This is a genomic window from Chryseobacterium sp. TQ-BC-N36, from assembly GCF_058382295.1.
Genome location: NZ_CM178175.1, coordinates 255,436 through 278,805 on the forward strand (window position 1 = coordinate 255,436; position 23,370 = coordinate 278,805).

The 23,370-nt window shown below is 38.5% G+C and carries 14 protein-coding genes; 3 read left to right on the forward strand and 11 right to left on the reverse strand.

The window, feature by feature from the left end; translation table 11 throughout:
* Positions 1–176: 176 nt before the first annotated feature.
* The 11 genes from AC3FI7_RS01110 to AC3FI7_RS01160 all read right to left on the reverse strand — a co-directional run bounded on the left by AC3FI7_RS01110 (position 177) and on the right by AC3FI7_RS01160 (position 17,087).
* Positions 177–770, reverse strand: coding sequence for a hypothetical protein (locus AC3FI7_RS01110; protein WP_491461189.1), 594 nt, complete (start codon positions 768–770; stop codon positions 177–179).
* A 10-nt stretch (positions 771–780) separates the two neighbouring features.
* On the reverse strand, positions 781–4,350 hold the full coding sequence (locus AC3FI7_RS01115) for a DUF6443 domain-containing protein (RefSeq protein ID WP_491461190.1): 3,570 nt from the start codon (positions 4,348–4,350) through the stop codon (positions 781–783).
* Positions 4,351–4,366: 16 nt separating this feature from the next.
* Entirely contained in the window at positions 4,367–7,360 is a 2,994-nt protein-coding gene (locus tag AC3FI7_RS01120; protein ID WP_491461191.1) for a hypothetical protein, read from the reverse strand.
* 19 nt (positions 7,361–7,379) lie between these two features.
* On the reverse strand, positions 7,380–10,409 hold the full coding sequence (locus tag AC3FI7_RS01125) for a hypothetical protein (RefSeq protein ID WP_491461192.1): 3,030 nt from the start codon (positions 10,407–10,409) through the stop codon (positions 7,380–7,382).
* A 4-nt stretch (positions 10,410–10,413) separates the two neighbouring features.
* On the reverse strand, positions 10,414–12,000 hold the full coding sequence (locus AC3FI7_RS01130) for a T9SS type A sorting domain-containing protein (RefSeq protein WP_491461193.1): 1,587 nt from the start codon (positions 11,998–12,000) through the stop codon (positions 10,414–10,416).
* Positions 12,001–12,438: 438 nt separating this feature from the next.
* Complete coding sequence (locus tag AC3FI7_RS01135; RefSeq protein ID WP_491461194.1) at positions 12,439–13,335, reverse strand: 3-hydroxyacyl-CoA dehydrogenase; 897 nt, start codon at positions 13,333–13,335, stop codon at positions 12,439–12,441.
* Between the two features lie 51 nt (positions 13,336–13,386).
* Complete coding sequence (locus tag AC3FI7_RS01140) at positions 13,387–14,667, reverse strand: NAD(P)/FAD-dependent oxidoreductase (protein ID WP_491461195.1); 1,281 nt, start codon at positions 14,665–14,667, stop codon at positions 13,387–13,389.
* Between the two features lie 155 nt (positions 14,668–14,822).
* Positions 14,823–15,728 carry a helix-turn-helix domain-containing protein gene (locus AC3FI7_RS01145; RefSeq protein WP_491461196.1) on the reverse strand — a complete coding sequence of 302 codons (906 nt, stop codon included), beginning with the start codon at positions 15,726–15,728 and terminating at the stop codon, positions 14,823–14,825.
* A gap of 99 nt (positions 15,729–15,827) precedes the next feature.
* Positions 15,828–16,385 (reverse strand): TetR/AcrR family transcriptional regulator, encoded by a 558-nt coding sequence (locus tag AC3FI7_RS01150; RefSeq protein ID WP_491461197.1) that lies wholly within the window; start codon positions 16,383–16,385, stop codon positions 15,828–15,830.
* A gap of 23 nt (positions 16,386–16,408) precedes the next feature.
* Entirely contained in the window at positions 16,409–16,666 is a 258-nt protein-coding gene (locus AC3FI7_RS01155) for a hypothetical protein (RefSeq protein WP_142722234.1), read from the reverse strand.
* Complete coding sequence (locus AC3FI7_RS01160) at positions 16,644–17,087, reverse strand: SRPBCC family protein (protein WP_491461198.1); 444 nt, start codon at positions 17,085–17,087, stop codon at positions 16,644–16,646. The genes AC3FI7_RS01155 and AC3FI7_RS01160 overlap by 23 nt, the downstream gene beginning before the upstream one ends.
* A 505-nt stretch (positions 17,088–17,592) precedes the next feature.
* Here AC3FI7_RS01160 and AC3FI7_RS01165 point away from each other — a divergent pair.
* The 3 genes from AC3FI7_RS01165 to AC3FI7_RS01175 all read left to right on the forward strand — a co-directional run bounded on the left by AC3FI7_RS01165 (position 17,593) and on the right by AC3FI7_RS01175 (position 23,173).
* Positions 17,593–18,633 (forward strand): efflux RND transporter periplasmic adaptor subunit, encoded by a 1,041-nt coding sequence (locus AC3FI7_RS01165; RefSeq protein WP_343658100.1) that lies wholly within the window; start codon positions 17,593–17,595, stop codon positions 18,631–18,633.
* Between the two features lie 18 nt (positions 18,634–18,651).
* Entirely contained in the window at positions 18,652–21,789 is a 3,138-nt protein-coding gene (locus AC3FI7_RS01170; RefSeq protein ID WP_491461199.1) for an efflux RND transporter permease subunit, read from the forward strand.
* A gap of 97 nt (positions 21,790–21,886) precedes the next feature.
* Complete coding sequence (locus AC3FI7_RS01175; protein WP_491461200.1) at positions 21,887–23,173, forward strand: TolC family protein; 1,287 nt, start codon at positions 21,887–21,889, stop codon at positions 23,171–23,173.
* The last annotated feature ends 197 nt before the right edge of the window (positions 23,174–23,370 follow it).

Below are 23,370 nucleotides of genomic sequence, written 5' to 3' on the forward strand. Positions count from 1 at the left end.
CCAGTTAAACAATTCAGCTGGCGATTTAAATTCAGCAGGAATGCTGGTAAATGGAAGAAAATATTTTTAGTGTGACTACAGTAAGCTGTAAAAATTTTGAACGTGCTTTGGTGTGCCCAGCGGGGTATAAAATAAAAAGGACCAGAAAGATTTCCGGTCCTTTTATAATAAAATACTTACTTTTTGGGATTCAGATTTTTCCAATCACTGCTTGTCCAATAACGTGTGTCATCAATATTATATTTTTTTTCACCTTTATAGCCTGGCTCAGATGCTCTTTTCTTAAAAAAATAATTTTTTATTTCTTTTGAAATATGTTCACGATCATATGAGTTAGTATAATTGGGGCCAACCCATTTAAGGGCAAAAGAATCCTGTATTCTTTGTCCTATATAGCAGGTTGCATCATAATACCATTGATAGCTCTTTTCCGACTTTAATTGTTTTTTTACCAGATTTTTAGTGATTACAAAAAATGATATTCTATTGAAGTCTGAACTATACATAATCGTGTCAATAATGATTTGTGTGGAATTATCATACTCCCCGGAATGAAAAGATTCTCTATGCTCTTCAATAAGACGGTGCATCTGACTAACTAATTTCAGGCTGTCTGATGCATACTTTTGGGACGTTGCCTGAGTTCCGGATTTGTATTTCTCCGGTGTATTCCTGAAAAGCCTAAAATCATACCCACTGATGTAAACAATATAAATAATAAGCGCTAAAAGAATAGCTCCGATAATAATTATTTTTTTGTTTTTTTTCATAGACTAATCATTAATGGTTACAATCTGTACATTCCCAGGAACTTCCGTTCCATTCGTAGGTTCCTTCCTGCAATTTACTGATATCTTTGAAAAATGTATCAATAAAATGGTCTGTACTTGATCCTGTATTGATATAAGTATCTTTATCACTTATTCCTTTTTCTTTTTCATTGGCAAGAAAACCGAATCCGGTAATATTCCAGGTATCTTCGTGGATAAACTGTTGGGTTTTAATATTAGGATCCACCTCCAGGCTTCCGGCCTGGAAAGGATCGAAATCTGCCACAAGAGTTATTTTAATCTGTTTCTGCATCTCTGCTGGAAGTGTAGAAACATATTCTTTTAATGCTTTCACATACCCTTTCCCATAAGCTCCACCCATACTATGGGTAACCACTTTAATCGTTTCTATGATCTCTCCGGTACTTGAGTCTCTTTCGAGGTTTTTAATTATTTCTGCAGCATCTTTTTTACCTTGGTCAAAACCTGTATTGATCCTGTTTTCAACGGATATATTTACATTTTTTGCAGCGAAAAATGTATTGCTCCAACCTCCAAGTCCCCCATCTCTGTAGATGGCATTGTAATCATTCAAATGTCGCATTGTAGCCATATCAAAACGTTTATAGAGTGGGAGAGGTGCTCCTCCTTCTCCTATGCTAAGATGTCCTATCAGGGTACCACTTGTCCAGTAATCAGGAGTACCGCCGTTACCACTGTGCTGTCCGTTAATAAAAATAACTAAATTTCCATCCGGGTCCACGGCATTTACAGGAGTATTATTGGCATAGCTGTAAGGAGATTTGCTTAAATACAGCTCTCCTTTGCCATCGGCTGAGCCCCATCTTCCCAGTTCAGGCATGTACATTCTTGCTCCGTAATCATACATTTTAGTGTCTGTCTGAAATTCTTTTCCATTATATTTATACTGATATGAAGCTGTTGCTGACAATCCGGAGCTGTTTTCATTGTACTTCAACCCAAAAGGATAGTAATTATTTTCTTCTAGGACTTCTATATTGCTACCGTTATGAAAATAACTTAACCTTACATTTCCTAAATGGTCTGTATAGTTATAGATATATTTATTTCTTACAAAATCATAATATCCTTCCGAAGTTGGAAAAAACTGTAATGCCGTTATAAAATTACCTGTTTTGTTTTTAAAGGTTTGATATTGAAAGCCATCCAGGTAATCTGTTGTTTTTGGGGTTAACTCATTGGCACCACCGAGCGGATCTGATATTGCCTGGTTATATATTTTTTTCACTTTTACTCCATCGGCCCTGTAGAGGTAAGCAGAATTTTCGGGAATTAAGCCTGTCGGGGTTGATAATTGTCTTGTGAAAACCAATGAGGAAGGGAGATTGAGATGGTTATAATTAATCTTTTTAATTTCCTTATCCAGCTGGCTGGTCATATTGGCATTTCCATCATAGCTGATGATATTTCCACCGCCGGGGTATCCGGAGAAATTTTGTGAAGCATCATTTACTGAAATCAGTTTATTTCCGTAATAATTAAGATTCAGATCGTCGATGTACTCGCTGGTGGCTTGATCGGATTCGTTTCCTGTTCTCATCAAAGAAGTGATATTTCCGTTAAGATCATAGGCAGCCTCCTCTGCGAATGTATATTTCATAGGAATTGTAGTATCCGGCTCAAGATAAAGACCTGAGACCAGTCTGTTTAAATTATCATACCGGTAATAATATCGTTTTAAAATACCGTCATTTGCCGTTTTCCAGCTTATATCCGTAATATCGCCATTGTATTTGGCTTTGGAATAAGAACTGGTATGGGGATCATGATATTTGATTTCGTATCCAAACAGCTTCCCACTGAGATTTCCGGGGTCATTGATTTTAGTAAGCCATCCTCTGATATTATAAGTGTAATTGATATTCTGCAGATTATTACCTACCTTTTTACTGGTTATCTGTGAAAGTTCGTTATAGGTATTGTCGGCCAACAGTTCGGGAGCATTTCCATCTACCTGGTGATAATGTTTTTTCAATCTGTTTTGAGAATCATATTCGAAGGTTTCAGCAATTACTTTTTCTGTATCAGCTGCAAGTCTTTTATGCTTAATGACTGTTTTTTGCAAAGCTCCTGCAAAATCCAGTTTAGATTCTGTTCTTGTATAACCCAGTAAGTGGTTAATAGAATGTACAGCGATAAGTCTTCCTCTGAAATCGAAATAAGAATAATTTTTGGTCCAGTTATCATCCTCAATATTTTTTATCAGATTCATTACTGCAAGTCCTTTAGTACTTTTCCCATCTGTGCTAATATTATCCGTTAAAACAGGCTGCTCCTGAATATTGGGAAGGAAAGACGGGTTGAAGCTATATTGTGGATAAGTATCATAATATCTTACACTGAGAAGTTTGGTAATGGAGGAAGGGTAGGTTGAAGAGCTATTATCATAATACACACCCATCCCGCTGTTGGTAAAGCTTACGGAAGCTGTTCTCAGTGTATTATTGCTTCCTTTGGCATTTACATTGGTCTGCTCTGCAACTCTTCCTGTTCTGCCATAACTTTGTGGACTTGTGTAGATACCGGTATAAGCAACTCTTCCCAACTGATCATATTTTGTAAACATCCACTGTTTCAGGGCACCAAGATTCGCATCCTGTGTCATTACCAAACGGTCTTGCATATCATAAATCTGGTATTCCCAGCCTTTTCCCGGGAGCTTTTTCTCTACCAAACGGTTTCTGCCATCATAATTATACTGATAACATAGTTCACTTAATAAATCATCGGTTAAACTATCTCCGGGGTTTGCCTCATAAGTATTAAAGAACTCATAGACTGCCTTAGGAGGAATAATTAAAACAAGCTGATTATATTCATTATAAACATAATAAGTATCTGCATTTTCTGTATCACTTATTACTTTTCTTGTCAGAATCAGTTGTTCCTGCCCATTTTTGAATTCAATGGTTTTGTTTCCGTCTTCATCTATGGTCATGTTTTTATACAATTGATGGGTACCGAAATCATTTAAGCTCCAGATCACACTGGATACAGCAGTATTACCGGACCAGGCAGTAGTGGCAGTGAACTTTCTTACCTTATCATTTACCGAGTTTGTCTGATATTCAAATTTTACAGGTTTACCCTGCCATGCAGTCCCTATCTGTTTTTTTTCTAAAATTCTGTCTAAAGGCGAGCTTTCCAATAACTTCTCTGTAAAAGCCTTTTCTCCGGTATATATACTGGTGGGATCTCCCACGGGAAAATCTGTAAGGCCCTGCGCCTGTTGATATATCGCTCCATTAGTTGTGGAAGCTTGCGGCACTGCGAGATATTCTCTTGTCTGCCGTCCCAGTGCGTCATAAACAACAGGAGTGACCATATCTTTTCCTGAAGGAGAAGCTTTTACATTGACAATTTGTTTAGATCTTCCCAATCCGTCAATATATTCCACAGTCTCCTGAATTTTGGGCGATTGCCCGGCAGGGTAGTCGAGATATGTTTTTGTCTGGATATAATTTTCCGTATTAGTGACTTGTCCGTATGCAAGTCCTGCTAGAAGTATGGCACCTGCAGGTATTATATTTTTTCTCATAATTTGAATCTGGTTATTATTGTTTGTAATTGTATTGGTATTCTTTCGAGATTTTGTAGGCATAGTTACCGTTGCTGTCTTTTTCCATGACTTTTACTTCTTTAAGCCTGTTGGTGTAAGGGTCGTAGATATATTTTTCTCTTACACCGGACGGCGAAGTGATGGAAGTAACACCTACCAGCGGATCATAGGTATAAGTGGTGATCTGGTATCCGGATACTGCCGGGTTCTTTCTGAAGTTGTCCAATGCGGTCAGAAGAGTTTCTTCTGAAGCAGCATCTACATCAGCATTGGATTTCTGGCATATTTCCAGGTTATCGTAGCCCGAAGCATTAACTCCAAGTCCCGGAAGACTCAAAAAAACCGTATAATCCAGTCCTTCAATCTTTGCAATGGGCTGTGTTTTATTATATCCGTATAACAAGGTTACCGGAACACCGAACTTTGTAGTGTACTGCAATAAATTTCCCTTATTGTCATACTGGTCATATTTAATCTCTTCAGTCCATTCATTATCGGGAATCAGTGCATTCATATTTGTTTTGGAGATCCCCGAAGGAAACAGCTTCTCATGATGCCACCACACTTTGCTGAATCCATAGTAAGTTCTTGCAATTATTTTATCATTTTTATATTCTTCCGTTTTCACAGGAATTCCAATCATATAATTTTGCAGGAAATCTCCGGTATATGAATAGGTGAAATCTTTTCGGTCTGTGGTTGCATCACTGTATTTGTTCTCAACAGATTTAAGGTTGTTATATCCGTTGATATCATAATATTTAAATGTAGTTTCCTGAGTTAATTTTCCACCGTCCTCTAAAATTGTTGTTTCACTTTTCTTGTAATTATTATACCACCTGTTGGGGAATATGTATTTTCCTACTGCATATGCGTTCAGGTTATCTGTATAATAGGCTGTTCCAAAATGATTTACAGGAATATAATCACGATTGATTACATAGTTATTGATAAACTGGTAATCTTTATAGTCATAACCCCAACGGGAAAACCGTTTAACACCATACAGACTGTTGGATATTTCTCCTTCATATTGATCTGACATTAAGTTGGCAAACCAAAAGTATTCGCTGTTAGGAGAATAGGAATTGAGTTCACCCAGTAAAGGCTGGGTAAACCAATCTTCCGTAGTGATATATTTTTTTATTTTAAACCTTTTGCCATTGGTAACTTCCGTTACATCACTGTAGCTGATGAAGTCTCCCTGAAATCTGTTGATATCGTATATTTTGTTCGAATTGATTTTCATATACCGATCAATATAGAAAGAGCCATAAGGACCTCCACCTCCGCAATTGGTATCCTGTCCTGCATCATATACAGATGAAACATGCCCTCCAAATTCATCATTCAAAGAAAATAAAGAGGAAATAGCTCCAAAAGTGATGTTGTTATTGATGGAGTCATATTCTGCTATAGCATATTTATATTCTTTTGTGATCATATCACCGGTATTGCTCAAGAGCTCTATTCTTTTTGTTCTTACCCCATAGAATTCGGATTCTACAGGAGTATTAGAATCCTTAATTACGGTATTGGGCTCATACAGAATGTTCTCTGTTCCGCCAGTAGGGTACTGAATTGATGCCATAAGTCCATATGTAGATTGAGGAAAGTGTGGGCTTCGGTCACTGGAAGGAATTCCGGGAATTGGCCAACCTTCAAGAGGAGAATTAACTACCGTGAAAATAGGCAGAGCTTTCTGGACATATTCGGTAGGAAGAAAGCTGCTGCCCACAGTACCGTTATAAATTCCGGCAAGATCCTGAGTATATGAAAACCTTGCGGGTAGCTGAGGTAAATTGTTATAGGTGAAAGTATATTTCTGGTCTAGGTTTTTTCCGATGGAAACCTTATTGAGAAAGTATCTTACGGAATATCCCCAGTTATTATAAGCTGCTCCATTGTTGTTTCCAAATTTCTGATAATCAAATTTAATTTTATTAACGATGACATTTCCCGGATTTTTAATTTCTATATGATCCAGAAGTTTTTCAGTCATGATATCTTCACGATCCGTATACAGGTAGTCAACCGTAAAATCCTGCGAAGAAACCTTAGTAAGGTATTTGGTATCAAAGATTTTATATCTTGTGCAGGTGTTGGGTGCAAACAGGTATTTTAACTGATGGTTCCAGCATGGTGCATCTCCAGCATAAGTTTTGTTTTTTATGGTGATGGTTTCGCTTTTATCTTCCGTATAATAATTACTGATGCTTCCGTATGTAAAGTTAATAATATTGGAAGCGTTGATATCTTCAATTTTAGTCAGAAACCAAGCTGTTTTCTGCTTAGGCAACGGAGCTATTTCATCATTACACTGGGTATCATAGGTCGTATATTCTATCGTATTATTGTTCCCGAAATAATATCTGTTACCATTTTTCAGGGTGATTGTAAAGCTTGAATAGCCGCTTCCTACTTCTATTTTCAGTTTTTCCGAGTAATTAATTTGAAGAACCTGACCGTTTACAATCACAAAGCTTCCGGTTAAACCGAAAATATTATAATGAAAGATATCCGATTCTCCGTCTCTGCCTGCTGTATTATTGTTTTCCAGAGCATCAGCAGTTTCCTTGATTACCAGATATTGGTCTAAAGTATAGCTGCCTCCCTCTAATCCTGTAACTTTGGAGCCGGCATATTCATCCGGTTGTCCTCTTACTGTTCTGTATATAGCTGAAGTAAAATTGTCACTCCATAACAGTCCCGTTCTTGCTCCCCAGTCATTTATCTTTAAACCATTACTTGAATAGGAAAGTCCAATATTGTAATTTAGCTCTCCGGATTTCAGGCTGGCAAGGTCTATTGAAGTATTATATTTTCCTTTGTTATCCACACCGGATTTGTCACCATATTTCCCCAAAGAAGCAACTGTGGCAGTCGGGGTTATTGCTTTGTCTACTGTAACATTGGAAAGACTGGTTTGGGCATAATGAATTTGCAATCCTATACAAAATAACAGAACTGAATAAATAGGTTTATTCATGATTTTTAGTTTCTATAATTTATGGTTTATAATTGTATTGGTACTCTTTTGAATTTTTGTATATATAATTTCCATTACTGTCTTTTTCCATCTGTTTTGTTTCTTTAAGACGGTTGGTCACAGGGTCGTAAATGTACTTTTCTGTTATGCCGGACGGCGAAGTGATCGAGGTCACACCTACAAGTGGATCATAAGTATAAGTCGTGATCGGATAACCTGAAACAGCAGGATTTTTTCTGAAATTATTTAATGCAGTCAGAAGAGTTTCTTCTGAAGCAGCATCTACATCGGCATTGGATTTCTGGCATATTTCCAGGTTATCATAGCCCGAAGCATTGACTCCGAGAGATGAGAAGCTTAAAAAAACAGTATAATCTAATCCTTCGATCTTTGCAATAGGCAGTGTTTTATTGTACCCGTATAACAAGGTTACCGGAACGCCGAACTTTGTGGTGTACTGCAATAAATTTCCCTTATTGTCATACTGGTCAAATTTGATTCCGTCGGTCCATTCATTATCGGGAATCAGTGCGTTCAGATTTGTTTTGCTGATTCCTGAAGGAAATATTTTTTCATGATGCCACCATACTTTGCTATATCTGTAATAGGTTCTTCCGGTAATTTTATCGTTTTTAAATTCCTCGGTTTTCACAGGGATTCCTACCATGTAATTTTGTAAGAAATCTCCTGTATATGAGTAAAATAAATCTTTTCTGTCTGTAGTCGTATCACTGTATTTATTGGCAACTGATTTAAGATTATTGTACCCGGTGATATCATAATAGCTGAATTCGGTTTCTTTTGCTATTTTTTCTCCGTCATCCAGGATGGTGGTTTCTGTTGTTTTTGTTTTATTAAACCATTGGCCAAGTAAAAGATATTTAGCAACTGAATAGGCTTTAAGATTTTCGTCAATGTAGGCTATGTTATTCGAAAACTCGTTCATAGGCACATAATCTCTGTTGATCGTATAATTATCAACTATTTTATATATTCGGTACTGATAATCATTCACAAGATATTTCTTCACCAGATAACCGTTATTTATTGTGCCAAAATAGTTGGCAAAATTGAGATTACTATTCCATCTCAGATTACTTAAAGGATAAAATAAGGAATGATATCCTACAAGATCAATCGCTGTATTTTCTTCCCAGACACTATAAAAATTAGAAGTATATGAGCTCTGATTCAGTACCTCGGTTACATTTTCATAAGCAATAAAATCCCCGTAAATATTATTATCATATTTGCTGTAAGAGTTTATTTTATAAAAATTGAATATTGCCTGTCTGATATAGCTGACACCTGGACCACCACTTGAAGAGGCGCAATTAAAAATAATACCGTCAACGGGAGTTGTAAGAAATCCTCCAAATTCATCATTATACATTTCCACTGCATTGAAATAACGGGATGATGGCTTATTTTCAGAAACCAGTTTGTTTACATTATTAAATTTAAACTTGTCGTAAATATAATTTTTTACAACTGGCTGGGTACCGTTTCCATCCAGAGTGATTGTTTTTGTTCTTACACCATAATAAGGAAGAATAAGATTGCTTATGGTATCTTTTATGATTTTATTCTCTTCATATTCAATTGATTCCGTTCCTTTTGTTGGAAATGTTATTTTTTTTAATAAACCGTATTGGGAATGTGGAAATGATGCGGTTCTGTCTCCATACGGAATGGAAGGCATAAATGATCCTCCGGCCAATAAAGGATAGAGCTTTTGAACAAACTCTCCCGGTAAAAGACTGGTGTTGTTTTTACCATTATAGAAACCCATTAAATCAATACTATTACTGAAACGTCTTGGAAGAAGTTCGGGATTATTATATTGAAACTGATAAGAAACATCGGAATTCATGCCGGTTTTAACTTCTTTAAGAAAATACCTGATCTGAATTCCTTCCTGATGAACCGGTACACTTAAATTGCTCCCGTATTTGTCATAGCTGAATTTTATTTTATTAACGACGCTTCCGAATGTATTTTTGATATCAATATGATCTAAAAGCTTTTCATTACCGATATCTTCTCTGTTATTGTAATAAAAATCTATGGTAAAATCATCGGATGTTATTTTTGTAAGTACTTTAGTTTCAAAAATTTTACTTCTTGTACAGTAAAAGGTTTCCATGATCTGAGGCACGGGAGGTACAGGATTTCCCCAGGGATCTACACAGTATTCATCTCCCGGATAAGCTTTATTTTTTACTAAAAAAGATTCATTATAATCATCTACATGTTGTGAACTAATGGTAGCGTATTGAAAGTTGATGGTTTTTGTATCCATACTTTCAATCTTTGTAAGAAACCATGCACTTGTTGTTTGCAAAGGAGTTGCATATTCTTCCCGGCATAGGGTATTATAGGCTGTTTTTTCCAGCATTTCGTTTTGTCCGTAAGAGTATTTTGTACCATCATCTGTTGTAATGGTAAAACTGCTTAGGGAAGCTCCTGCTTCTATTTTTATTTTTTTGTTGTAGTTGAGTTGAATTACTTCGCCATTTACAATAATAAAGCTACCGGACAATCCAAAAATATTGTAATAAAAAATATCGGATTCTCCGTCTTTTCCAGAGGTATAGCCACTGCTGCTGGATTCATACATGTTTCTGATGGTCTTGTATTCTTCAAGGCTAAAGCCTCCGCCACTTCCCAGTTCATTTACTTTTTGACTGGAGCCATCTGCTATTCCCCGGACTACCCTGTAAATAACAGATGTAAAGTTATCACTCCACAATAAACCAAGTCTTCCACCCCAGTCATTTAGTTTGAGGCCATTACTGGAATACTGCAGATTCATGCTATAACTTAGGTTACCTGTTTTTAAGTTAACCAAACTGATATTCTGGTTGTATTTTCCTTTGTTGTCTACAGAAGAACTGTTACCATATTTTCCAAGTGAATATACTGAAGCAGTCGGAGTGAGGGCATTATCAATATCGACACTATGCAAATTATAGTTCTGGGCAAAAAAATCAGCCTGTCCGGTTATTAGTATGATAACGGGTATAATTATTAGGAAAAACTTCTTCATCACCTTATTTCTTTATAAGTTTAGCATTCGCTGTTTTATTCGCATCTGTTTTTATCACAACAACGTAAGCTCCCTGAATCAGTGCCTGTGTATTAATCTTTGTCACCGTATTCTTTGTTTTAATACTTTGAAGCTGTCTTCCGCTCATATCATACAACAGAATATCTGCATCCTTAAAATCAAAGCCAATTTCTACATAAGCATAATCAGAAACAGGATTCGGATAGATTTTGATATCGTATTTCTCAATTAACTGGTCAACCTGTTTATCTCCCAGCTTTACAATCTTCCAGTTTTCTTTTCCAAGCTCTTCTGCGCTGGTTCCGGCCAGTATAATAGAACCGTCTCTGTTGAGTTTCAAATCTGAAAGCCTTTCTTCCTTCTTTCTGGATTCTCCTTTCACGTGCTTTCTCCACTGTTCATTTCCATCCTGATCAAGATAGAGCATCCAGAACGTTTCATCGTCGGTTTCTACTCTTCCCTCAGACTGAGTATAACCTCCCAATAAAATTCCTTTGGAAGATTTGTCATCTGCTGAATGAAGAACACTCATTCCCATCAGAATATCACGGTTTTTGAAATTGTAAGATTTCTGCCACTGTTCATCGCCTCTGTCATTTAAAGAAATTAACCATAGGTCCGTTCCTTCTTCTAATCCTACCGTTTTATTTCCTGATCTTTCTGATCTGGATTCTCCACCGATAATGAATCCGGTTGAGGTTAATGCAAGAGTTCTCAAATGATCATCACCTTTTCCTCCGAAGTTCTTTTCCCATTCCACTTTTCCGTTTTTATCCAGCTTTACGATCCAGTAATCGCCTTCGCCAAAGTTGTCGCTTTGTTTTTGTACCGTTGTCAGATGTCGGGTGTCGGATGTATTTTGAGGACTTTGTACAGCTGAACTCCTTGAATACATTCCTAGTAAAGCTCCTCCGTCTTTTGTTGGAATCATCTTCTCCACCTCATCCAATCCTTTTCCACCCAAAATAAGCTGTGAAAGTTCTTTTCCGTCTTTGTCCAGTTTTGTAATCAAGACATCCTTGGAGCCGTAGCCTTTTGAAGAACCCTGTATATTTCCGGCCACAAAGAATCCTAAATCTGTAGTCTGGATAACCGCTCTGGCTTCTTCATCAGAAGAGCTGCCTAAGGTTTTCTGCCATAATTCATCTCCAAACTCATTGATTCTAATGAGCCAGATATCAGATCCTCCTTTGGAATCCTCTTTTTTATCCAGCCCTTTGCCTGAATAAGAAGTGCCAGCCAAAAGAAATCCGCCATCCTGTGTGGTGACTGTAGCTGATAAATAATCATGATTTTGTCCTGAGAAATATTTTTCCCAGATTTCTTCTCCCTGCTGGTTCAGCTTGACCAGATGAAAATCATAACCGTTGTTCTGCTTACTTCCAGCCTCCAGCTTTCCGCTTCCTGACTGTATAGAACTTCCTGTAATTAGGTATTGCTGATCAATGGTTGTTGTAACCTGGCTCAGGAAATCCTGGGTGGAGGATTTGATGTCTTTCTGCCATACCACTTCCTGAGCAGACATATTAAAGACTATGCATAGAAATGCACTTCCGAAGAGTTTTTGCATGTGTTAGTAGTTTATATTTATCGGTATCGAAAATATTGGAATATTTTGTATTTTGTAATAACAGAATATTACATTAATAATAATAGATCCTTTAGTTGTGATAATTATGATCAAATACAACCACTTTTGAATAATATTTAAAGAAGAGACTTTTATTGAGTTGGAAAAGTGTTCTTTTTCATACATTAATATCTCTCCAAAAAAGCGTGTTTAGATAATTGGCTTATTTATAAATAGATGATTTTGAATGCGATATGCATCTTCAAGAGCACTTGGTTTTCGTAAATCTTGCAATAGCGAGTTCGAGTTTTGTGCCAGTGAGGTCAATCTAAAGGAAACGTGGTAGTTATTGCAAACTTGATTCAACAAAACCAAAAAAATAATAAAAGGGCGCTATTGATTTATAGCCGCCCTTAATTTCATAAATAAATACCTGAACTATTTTAGGAAATCTGCTTCGAGATATTCAGGATTGGGATATTTGTAAAACCCTTCGCCTGTGGAAACTCCCAATTTACCCTTATCTATGTATTCCTCCTTAAGCCTTTTGGCAGCCTGATGCAGCAGCGGGTCATTCATTGTTGTTGCTAGGGTGCTGATAATATTATAAGCTGTATTAAGTCCGGCAATGTCTGCAAATACAAATGGTGCAAAATTCGAACTTGTCCCAATAATCCAGGTTTTATCAATCGTCTTGTAATCGGCCACCTCGCCACTCCATAATTTCAGCGCCGCTGTTACCCACGGTACAATCAGAGAATTGGTGATATATCCGGGCTGTTCCTTATGCAATGGCAACGCTACCATTCCAATAGATTTGGAAAATGCAACCACTGTGTCGAATGTCTCTGCGGATGTCTCCGGATGCCCCATGATCTCGGCCGTATTGCGGGACCAGATCTCATTGGCAAAATGTAATGCAAGGAATTTTTCCGGCCGGCCTGTTTCTGCGGCAAACTGACTGGGTAGCAAAGTAGACGTATTCGTTGCAAAAATGGTTTTTTCTGGTGCTAGGTCAGCCAATTTTTTGTAAAATTCAATTTTGATTTCGGGAATTTCGGGGACAGCTTCTATCAGCAAATCTGAATCTTTTACACTTTCTGCCAGATCTGAAGTGTAACTTAAGTTGGCCAATGTGGTATCTATCTGCTGTTGTGTAGCATTTATATCCGCTTTGTAGCGTTCTGCCAAATTTTGAAATTTTGCTTTTGCTTTTTCTAAAACTTCATCGCTGATGTCATAAACGGACACTTTAAATCCGTGGAATGCAGTTTGAAAGGCAATTTGATAACCTAAAACGCCACTTCCTGCAACTGTTACATTTTTAATGCTCATAATTAAAAAATTTTATTGTTAATACTATTTTCTAGGTCAATCATTATCGATTTAATTTCGATTTTTTGAATTAATGATGAAGCGTAAAGATTGGTCGTGTGTAATGTAGGCAACAGACCAGTTGAACCAGGTTTTAATACGGTTGCGGTAATTGATAAACGACATCAGGTGGATAAATATCCACAAAAGCCAGGCAAAATTGCCGTTGAAATGCGTTTTGTTAGAAATATCGACAACGGCTTTATTCCTTCCCACAATAGCCATTGAACCTTTATCGTTGTACAGAAATGCAGTTAAGAGGTTATGGTTTATGGCTGCACACAGATTGCAGGCAAGTCTTTTCCCTTGTTGAATGGCAACCTGCGCCAACTGCGGATGTCCGTCAGGAAAACCAGGATCGGTCTGCTGTAGGGAGATATCGCCAATAGCATAAATATTTTGGAATCCCCGAACGCAATTGTATTGGTCAACCAAAAGCCGTTTTCCTCTACCATAACAATTTTCAGGAATGCCAGAAAATTGTTGTCCGGTAACACCTGCTGCCCAAATAAGATTTTGTGTGTTGATGACTGAGCCGTCTTTAAACGAAACTTGTTTACCGTCAAAATCTGTTACCTGCGTGTTCAGCTTTACTGTCACTCCCAGGTCAAGCAATGACGTGTAAGTATATTGCTGAGATTTTTCGCTCATCGGCGATAGCAAGGCACTGGCACCGTCCACCAAAAATAGATTGTTTTCCTCTATTAAATGCGAGAGCTCAGGATATTCTTTTGTAATGATACTGTGTTTCATGTCTGCCAGCATTCCTGCTACTTCCACACCTGTCGGACCTCCGCCGGCAATGACAATAGACAACAATTCCTTTCGCTTCTGCTCATCTTGGCTTCTTGAGGCCTCTTCCATTCGTTGCAATAAAAGATTGCGCATATTAAGCGCGTCCTCCAGTGTTTTCATCGGAATGGCATTGTTGATGACATTTTCCATCCCGAAGTAATTGGACACTGTGCCTGTGGCAAAGACAAGGTAATCGTAAGATAGTTCGCCTGTGGACAGAATTACTTTATTTTTATCGGGATTTACTTCCTGAAATTCGCCTAGCCAAAAATGAACATTCTGGTGTTTTCTGACCAATTTCCTAAACGGATAACTTATGGACGAAGGTTCAAGAAAGCCGGTGGCGACCTGGTAGATAAGAGGCGGAAAGAAATTGTAATTGTTCTTGTCCACCAGAGTAACAACAAATTCATCTTGATCAGCCAGTGAACGCATTAGGTTGATCCCTGCAAACCCACCACCTATGATGACGATTTGTTTTTTATTTTTAACTGACATAGGATTTAATTTAAGAGCCCCTGTATTCTATATATAGGTACTTGTGATAATTTTTCTGTTTATAGTATGAAATTCCTTTACTGCGAAAATCATCATTTGTCACTGTGGCACTTAAGGCGTTGGTTAACGCGATCTGCTGTATATCATTTTCATTTTCATTTATTTTTTGCCCTGAACATTTTGGGAGACATTTTCATTTTCTTTTTAAAGAATTTACCAAAGAAAGACTGGTCGCTGAAATTAAGTTCTTCTGCGATCTGGGTGATAGAAAGATTAGAATTCAAGAGGAGATCACGCGCTTCAATAATGACCGAATTGGTAATAATGGTACGGGTAGATTCACCAGAGGCTTCTTTTACGATTCGTGTCAGATAGCTAGGAGTCACAAACAGCTTCTCGGCATAAAACTCAACAGCTCTCTCTTTTTTGGAATGTTCGGAAAGCAGGATAAGAAACTGATTGATAAGATCCTTCTTTCTTGATGTTTTAGAATCAATGGTCCTCGTGTCATTGTAGCGGTATATTATCATCAGTTCAAGGAGCAGCGCATTAAAATAATGATTGATGATATCTTTTGAATAATAATTTTCCTGCTCATCCGCCAGACTGATCTTATCAAGCAGGAACCTTATGGTTTCCCTTTCATTAATGCCGGGATGCAAGATCGGGGTATTTCTTTCGGAAAAGAAGATGACCTCATTAATATAGTGCATATGGCGAATATTTTTTTGAACAAAAGAATCGCTGAAGACAATACCTCTTGCCCTGATGTAAGAATCTTTGTGGGCTGGATGAATAATTGAGTTGGGTGTAAAAATAACAATATCATCTTTTTTGACGATTATTTCTTCAAGATTAATCTGTATTTTACCTTCTCCTTCCACAACCAGCATAATGGCGCAATTATCTGTTCTGAAAGGATATTTGTAAGAATTTTCATCCAGGTCATGAGATTCCCGGATGATGAAAAAATCATTGTTGTTTTTTTGAAAATCACCATTTTTGTCAATCATTTTAAACAGATCGTGGAGATTATGAAAAACAATATCTTTATGAGTCATAGCTTTTAATATGAACGTTAGTAAAGTTAATAAATAAGCCAAAGGATTATGCTGTAAACTGGAAAATTCATCATACAGTTGATTTTCCCAATTTCATATTTACTTTAAAAATAAATTTATAATCTTTTCAGCTCGATGATGATAGAAAGATGATGACAATACAATATCTGATCTTTTCCTGAAAAAGTCAGCAGAGATATGGAAACCTGAAACCATGGAAACAAGATCGATAAGGAACAATAAGGGATTGTTGTAGCTTGTTCTTCCTTCACAGATACAAACTGAGATCTCGGGTATCATTTCAGTGAGCGGGAAAAATAACTTCTGCCCGAACTCTGAGTATTCATCACTCTGTGTAATAATATAAATATCCAGATAGGGATATTTTTTGCTTTTCTCAGTATTGAAATCAATATATCTTTCCAGTTTCTCCTTTAGAGAGAGCTCTTTAATATCATTCCAGGCGGGTGCGGGAAATTCATTGATGATCTCCCCAATGGCGATGTTAACAAGATTGGCTTTCGTACGGAAATAATAATGTATTGCTGTCCTGTCCATACCCGCGCTTTGTGCGATATGTTGTGTTGTGGCAGAGAACCTGCCTTTCACGAAAAGCAGATATTTGGTAATTTCCTTTATTTTTTCTTCAGTATTCAAAATTTTTGTTGGTGGAGTATTCATTATCTGGATATAATATGTTCTGACCTCATTTTCGAACTGTTTCTTTCCAAAATAGAGAATTCCGTTTCATACAATTCAAATACAGGTTTAAGCTCATTTTCCGAAAATAAAGTTTCAGAAGATACACTCAAAAGTCTAAAATTGTTGTCGAGATACTCACATTCACAGTTGGGAATTGTTTCCAGGATATCTTCCCTAAGCCAGAAAGCATCTATAATTTTTTTGAATTTTGTTTCAAAAAGTACATTGTTTTTCATTTCTATTTTTTATCTGTTCAACGATTATGGTAAGATCTTCGGGAGTATCGCTTACAATTTTTTTTACCACCAACAAATACCATAGTCCGGCCAAAAATCCCGAAACAGAAGTAATAATGGTTATTTTCAATCCATCTTTTGTTTCTTCCATTGTGTATTTTCTGTACAGTTTGGCTCCGGCAAGCCGGATTCGGAATGTGAAGTTTTCATAAGGTATAAATTCCTCAACAACACCTCTCGCTGTAAGAAAATTACGGTGTTTAAGTACAAATGAGCTTAGTTTGCCGACTTTAGTTTCCCTGTTTTCTGAGCGTTCAATGTTGAAATCCCATTTATTCCAGTGGTCAATATCTGTAATCAGTTCCCAAACTTCTTTTTTACCAATCAGATTACTGGTCACAGATACGGCCCGGCGTTTCATTTATTTCTTCCATATTGGTTAATAATGCAAATTTCCGTAGTGAAATGGTAATAAAAAAGGTCTGAATTCGGTGTAAACTGGTCAAAATCTGAACAAATAATGATCTCTAGAATTATCCTTATATAAGAGATGAGATGCTTTTGCAACAGTTATTATTTTCAAAGGAGGGGCTTTAGCGCAATTTGTTTTTTAAATAGCAGCGGATGTGCTACCCTTACTACGATTTGTGAAAAGGAAGTAACATTATACGCAACCCTTGGAGTACTAAAAAACGCAGTCAGCAGATTTTACAAATGATAAAAATATGCAAAGGTCTTTGTATAGTGTAAAATGGTTTGTGTCAATAAGATCGGCATTATTAAGCTATTGTTTTATGTAGAATAATCGTTTCGTTTTAGACCAATATCAGACAAAAACAGACCTTTTATCATGTATTTCCTTACCTCAAATTTGCAGGGTGAACCAATTTACAATTGAATTCTCTTTAACGGTAAAAATTTATTTTATGATAGTCAAAAGAACGAAAAGTCTTTTTTTATTAGGAAGCCTGCTGATGCTTTCATCATGTGGAGGAAAAGAACAAGCTACGGTCAAAGCAGACCCTATAAAGGTAGGTATACAAAAAATAGAGGTAGTTTCCCAACCTGAAACATTCTCTTACAGTGGAAATATTCTGGCAGACAACAGCGTGAACATTGGTTTCGGAGTTTCCGGTCGTGTTACCGCAGTATATGTTCAGGAGGGGCAGAGGGTCTCCAAAGGTCAGCTTTTAGCGGCCATTGAAACCAATACCTATCAGAACGCCCTGGCTGTTGCCGGCGCAGGGATGGATCAGGCCCAGGATAATTTCAACCGACTTAACCAGCTTTATCTTAAAAAAAGCTTACCGGAAAGGGATTATATCGCTGCAAAAGTAGCGTTGGCACAGTCTAAAGCCAATCGGGATATTGCCATGAAGAACCTGAGAGATACAAAGCTTTATGCATCGTTTTCAGGGATCGTCTCCCAAAAGCTTACCGAAGCCGGCGCTGCGGCAGCACCCGGAGTTCCGGCATTTACTATCGTGAGGACCGATAAAATATATGCGACTGCATCCATCACGGAGAATGAGATCAGCGCTTTGAAAATAGGAACTCCTGCAGAGGTTTCCATTCCAAGTCTCAACCGTACAATCCACGGAAATATTACGATTATCAATCCTCAGGCAGATGACAATTCCAGAACCTATACGGTAAAGATACGTCTCGACAATCCCGGAGGCCAGATCCTTCCGGGGATGATCACAGATATCAACATCAATACAGGTAAAAGCAAAGATGCCATTATCCTTCCTGCTCAGGCAGTACTCAAAGACCCGGACGGTTCAAGCTATGTGTATACCGTAAAATCTGCTAAGAATGGTACCACTGCCTTTAAAAAGCGAGTAGAAATGCAAAATATGGCAGGTGCAAGCGATGTAGTTATTAAAAGCGGGCTGGCTCCCAATGATCAGGTAGTTATTTCCGGGCAGACACGGCTGGAAGATGGCCAGCCTGTTAAATTTTAATTCAAAAGAAATAAAAAAATGACGAAGAAAAAAGTGCATTTTCTGGAGGCTGCGATGAAATACAAGCAGGTAGTGATCGTGATGGTAGTCCTGTTGATGGTAATGGGGATCAATTCCCTGATGAATATGCCCCGAAGCGAAAATCCACGGATCGAGATTCCGACTGCTGCTGTATATGCATTTTATCCCGGAGCTGATGAGCACCAGGTAGAGGAGGAAGTGGCAAAAAAAATAGAACAGTATCTCTTCTCCTTTGAAGAGATCAAAAAGAAAAAAGTCAAAGCTGAAGTGAAAGAAGGACAGGTATTTTTCACTGTGGAAATGAATACTGATGTCAAAGACCGAAAGAAATTCTGGCACACGCTTCAGCTTGATATGGATGCGAATCTCCGTCCAAAGCTTCCTGCCGGAGTTGTCGGACCGTTTATCAACAGTAATTTTGCCAATGTAACGGCAATGATCATTTCTGTATCTTCCAAAGAAAGAACATATGCTGAGATCGAAAGATATGTTGATAAGCTGGAAGATGGTCTGAAGGTAATACCTACGGTTTCCAAGATCAACCGATCCGGAGGTCAGAAACAACAGATCTACATTAAGATCAATGACCAGAAACTACAGCAGTACGGTTTTGGAATTAATACACTGGTCAGCGCCATACAGCAACAGAATGTAACGGGATACAATGGGGAAATATCCGGAGGTTCCAATGCCATCATCCCGGTCTTTACCAACAGCCGATATAAAAATATATCCGATATTGCTGAGCAGATCGTCTACACCACGCCGGCAGGCGATGTTGTAAGGCTGAAAGATGTGGCTGACCTTGAAAGACGTTTTGAAGAACCTTCTTCATTGGTAAGGGTAGGAGATGAAAAGGCCATGGTACTTACCGTTGACATGCAGCCTGGAAACAATATCGTAGCCTTCGGGAAGGAAGTGGAGAAAAAGATTGAATACATTCAGAAAGATTTCCCACCGGATATTCATATGAAGACGATTGTGAATCAGCCGGAAGCGGTTGGGGAAAGTATCAGTCATTTCATGGTGGAGTTTGCTATGGCAATAGGTTCTGTGGTGCTGGTGGTGATGTTACTGCTTCCTGTACGGGTAGCCGGTGTGGCTTCTGCAGCAGCACCTATCTCTATCATCATTACGTTTGGGCTCATGCAGATCGTGGGTCTGGAGCTTCACCAGGTAACCCTTGCAGCCCTGATCATCGTCCTCGGAATGGTGGTGGATAATGCCATAGTGGTCGTCGATAACTATATCGAAAAGCTGGATGAAGGCATTACCCCATGGACAGCAGCATGGCAGGCTGCCCAGCAGCTGTCGCTCCCAATATTTACAGCAACAATGGCTATTATATTTGCATTTGCTCCATTAGCTTTATTTATGGATGGTATTGCAAAAGATTTTATGTTTTCACTCCCGATTACGGTAGCTATTGCATTGATTACCTCAATGCTGGTCGCGCTGTTCCTTACGCCATACACCTGTTATGTATTCATTAAAAAAGGATTGAAGCATAAAGTAAGTGACAGGCCTCCGAAAAAAAATATGCTGGACCATCTTCAGACCGTTTTTGATAATGGGGTTGGATTAGCATTTAAATGGCCTAAAACAACAATGTTTATTGGTGTGCTGTCTATTGTTAGTGCTCTCTTTATTGCTACCAAAGTAGATCCGGAGTTTTTCCCGCTCACTGAACGGAATCAGTTCAATATGGAAGTCTGGATGCCTAACGGAACTTCTTTGGAGAAAACGGAAGCTAAGGTAAAAGAACTTGAAAAGATCCTTAAAAAAGACAATCGGGTAGTGGATATCACCAGCTTTGTAGGAATGAGTTCACCGCGATTCCATACTTCCTATGCGCCGGAATCTCCAAAAAAATATTTTGCACAGGTTTTCATTACGACAATCAGTAACGATGCATCTAATGAAATGGTGAAAGAATATCTGGGAAAACTGAAGAACTTTATACCTGATGGCTACATTAAGTTGAAGCAGCTCAGCTTCCAGGAGGGTTCACCTATTGACATCCGTGTGGTAAGTGATAATGAAGCCGATCAGCGGAAAGTAGCCCTTGAGGTGAAAAAGATCCTTGAGAACACTCCGGGAACCAACAATGTGCGTCTTGGCAGTGAGTATGATTATATGGGTGTAAAGCTGAATGTGGATGATGTAAAGGCCAATCGTCTTGGCATTACCAATCAGGCCATCACCCAGACCCTTGGGGCCGGACTGAAAGGATATTCCGTTTCTACCTTATGGGAAGGTGATAAGCCGGTTGATATCTTTTTAAGATATGATTCTATCAGCAGAAAAGATATGGATGCCCTGGAAAATCTACATATACAGTCATATTTCGGTGGAAAGATTCCGCTGAAGGAAGTAGCAACATTACAACCGGAATGGCATACCGGTGTCATTTTAAGGAGGAATGGTATCAAATACACCAGTGTATTGGCAGAAGCGCAGCTTGGCCCTAAGCCTTCAAAAATCCTCAAAGAGGCCCAACCAAAAATTGAAGCACTTGCGCTCCCGGTAGGAACGACCATTCAATATGGAGGAGATGCGGAATCAACGTTGGAAAATACACCAGGAATGATGCTTTCACTTTCTGTGAGCCTTATCCTGATCTTCCTTACGCTGCTGTTTCAGTTCAAAAATCTGGGTAAAGCCCTCATCATCCTCTGTACTTTCCTTCTGAGCCTTTTCGGGGCCTTCTTCGGACTTTTCATTACCGGAAATCCATTGGGAATGACAGGTTTTATGGGAATCATCAGCTTGATAGGTATCGTGGTAAGAAACGGAATCATTCTGGTAGATTATGCCGATGAGCTTATCAGGGAACATGGATATAAACACAAGGCTGCGGCTATGGCGGCTGCCAAACGAAGAATGCGTCCTATATTCCTTACATCCGCTGCGGCGGCCGTAGGTGTAGTTCCGATGATCCTTGGTAAATCCCCGATGTGGGCACCGCTGGGAAGTGTGCTGGCTTTCGGGCTGATCTTCTCCATGATCTTTACTCTTTTCATTGTTCCGGTGATGTATTACAAGCTTTTAAAAGATCCGGTACCTAAAGATGAAACACCTGAAGATCAATCGGACGACGAGGTTATTTTATACAAACCCAAACCTCATCACTAATAATGATAATATCAATTTTTTAACCGGTTGCTCTGCGTTGATTCCTTGTTATAAACTCATTTGTTTAGTGTTGCAGGGCAACCTTTATGTAAAAAAAATGAAAATAATATACGATACAATATCAAAAATAGTCCTGGTGCTGTTGTTTACAGCGTCAATAGGTGCTCAGGCCCAGGAACGTATAGTTTCTGTGGAGGAAGTCAAAGATCTGGCATTAGAGAATAATAAAAAGATCAAAAAAGCACAACAGAATATAGAAGCTGCCAAGGCTGCCAGAACGGCTGCAGAAGCAGGTGGGAAACCTATCGTGGACGGAAGTGTGGGAGGATATTATTTCTCGAAACCGCTTTCGAACCTGATACCGGAAGTACTGGGGAGTGCCAATGTGAATGTTACCCAGGTTCTATATGCCGGAGGGAAGGTAGAAACCGGGAAAAAGCTTTCTTCAACAGCAGTAGATCTGCAGATGGCGCAGAAGGACCTTACCAAAGAAGAGGTAAAACTCTCTGTGGAAACCATGTACTGGCAGATTGTAAATGCCAAGGAGAAAATAGCGCTGGCAAAAGAATACATCAAACTTCTGAATCAGCTCCATACCAATGTAAAGAATTCTTTTGATGCAGGGCTGACGTATAAAAATGATCTGTTGAAAGTGGAAGTTCAGCAGAACGAGGCGCAGCTCAATCTGAAGCGTGCGGAAGATGGTCTTAGCATCGCCAAACTAAACCTTGCCCAGATTGCAGGACTTCCCAATTCCGATTTTGATGTGGAAGATGCTGTAAACGGCAGTTTCACTGGTGTTTTGGCCGACAGTCAGCTAAAACCGACGAACAGGCCAGAACTGTTTATTCTTGCCAAGGCAGTAGAAATAAATGAACTTCAGGAAAAACTGCTGGATGGAGACAGAAAACCTACGGTAGCTCTTTCGGGAATAGGCTTTTCCAGTTTTGGTAAAAATGTTAATCCTATCGATAGGAAAAATAATATGCAGGGATTTGTGGGAATGCTGTCTGTAAACATTCCGATTTATGACTGGGGAGCAAGAAAAGAAAAAGTAAAAGAACAGGAGTATAAAACCAATGCTCAAAAGCTTGAAATGGAAGAGACGAAGGAGCTTCTGGTGCTGGAATTACAGAATGCCGTGATGCAGCTCAACCAATCTGTTAAACGCATCGAGCTTGCTGAAAAATCTCTTGTTCAGGCCACGGAAAATCTCAGACTGAACCAGGACAGATATGACGCAGGAACCGTTGTAGCAGAAGAAGTATTGAAAGCCCAGGTTCTCTGGCAGGAAGCGAAATCGGAGATTCTTGATGCCAAGGCAGAATATAAGATCAATGAAGCTAAGTATAAAAAAACTTCAGGGATCAATGGTGAGCATTAAGTGTTTTTAGAAAAAAAGAGAGCCCTTTTCCTTTGCCATAAAAATAACATGTACCGCTGACATCACACAGAAGGGCGAAGCATTCAAAAAATGCTTCGCCCTTCTTTTTTTAGCTTTTTTTCTTATTTTAGCCAATAGAGGGGTGAGGTAGTCCGTTTGGTGGCATGCCCTGAAAAACAGCAGCCGGTTGATTTTGC

What these genes read in the sequence shown, in the direction of transcription:
- AC3FI7_RS01140 (WP_491461195.1), bottom strand. Translation starts at nt 14,667, where the DNA reads ATGTCAGTTAAAAATAAAAAACAAATCGTCATCATAGGTGGTGGGTTT.
- AC3FI7_RS01115 (WP_491461190.1), bottom strand. Translation starts at nt 4,350, where the DNA reads ATGAGAAAAAATATAATACCTGCAGGTGCCATACTTCTAGCAGGACTT.
- AC3FI7_RS01135 (WP_491461194.1), bottom strand. Translation starts at nt 13,335, where the DNA reads ATGAGCATTAAAAATGTAACAGTTGCAGGAAGTGGCGTTTTAGGTTAT.
- AC3FI7_RS01125 (WP_491461192.1), bottom strand. Translation starts at nt 10,409, where the DNA reads ATGAAGAAGTTTTTCCTAATAATTATACCCGTTATCATACTAATAACC.
- AC3FI7_RS01110 (WP_491461189.1), bottom strand. Translation starts at nt 770, where the DNA reads ATGAAAAAAAACAAAAAAATAATTATTATCGGAGCTATTCTTTTAGCG.
- AC3FI7_RS01175 (WP_491461200.1), top strand. Translation starts at nt 21,887, where the DNA reads ATGAAAATAATATACGATACAATATCAAAAATAGTCCTGGTGCTGTTG.
- AC3FI7_RS01145 (WP_491461196.1), bottom strand. Translation starts at nt 15,728, where the DNA reads ATGACTCATAAAGATATTGTTTTTCATAATCTCCACGATCTGTTTAAA.
- AC3FI7_RS01120 (WP_491461191.1), bottom strand. Translation starts at nt 7,360, where the DNA reads ATGAATAAACCTATTTATTCAGTTCTGTTATTTTGTATAGGATTGCAA.
- AC3FI7_RS01155 (WP_142722234.1), bottom strand. Translation starts at nt 16,666, where the DNA reads ATGAAAAACAATGTACTTTTTGAAACAAAATTCAAAAAAATTATAGAT.
- AC3FI7_RS01130 (WP_491461193.1), bottom strand. Translation starts at nt 12,000, where the DNA reads ATGCAAAAACTCTTCGGAAGTGCATTTCTATGCATAGTCTTTAATATG.
- AC3FI7_RS01170 (WP_491461199.1), top strand. Translation starts at nt 18,652, where the DNA reads ATGACGAAGAAAAAAGTGCATTTTCTGGAGGCTGCGATGAAATACAAG.
- AC3FI7_RS01165 (WP_343658100.1), top strand. Translation starts at nt 17,593, where the DNA reads ATGATAGTCAAAAGAACGAAAAGTCTTTTTTTATTAGGAAGCCTGCTG.
- AC3FI7_RS01160 (WP_491461198.1), bottom strand. Translation starts at nt 17,087, where the DNA reads ATGAAACGCCGGGCCGTATCTGTGACCAGTAATCTGATTGGTAAAAAA.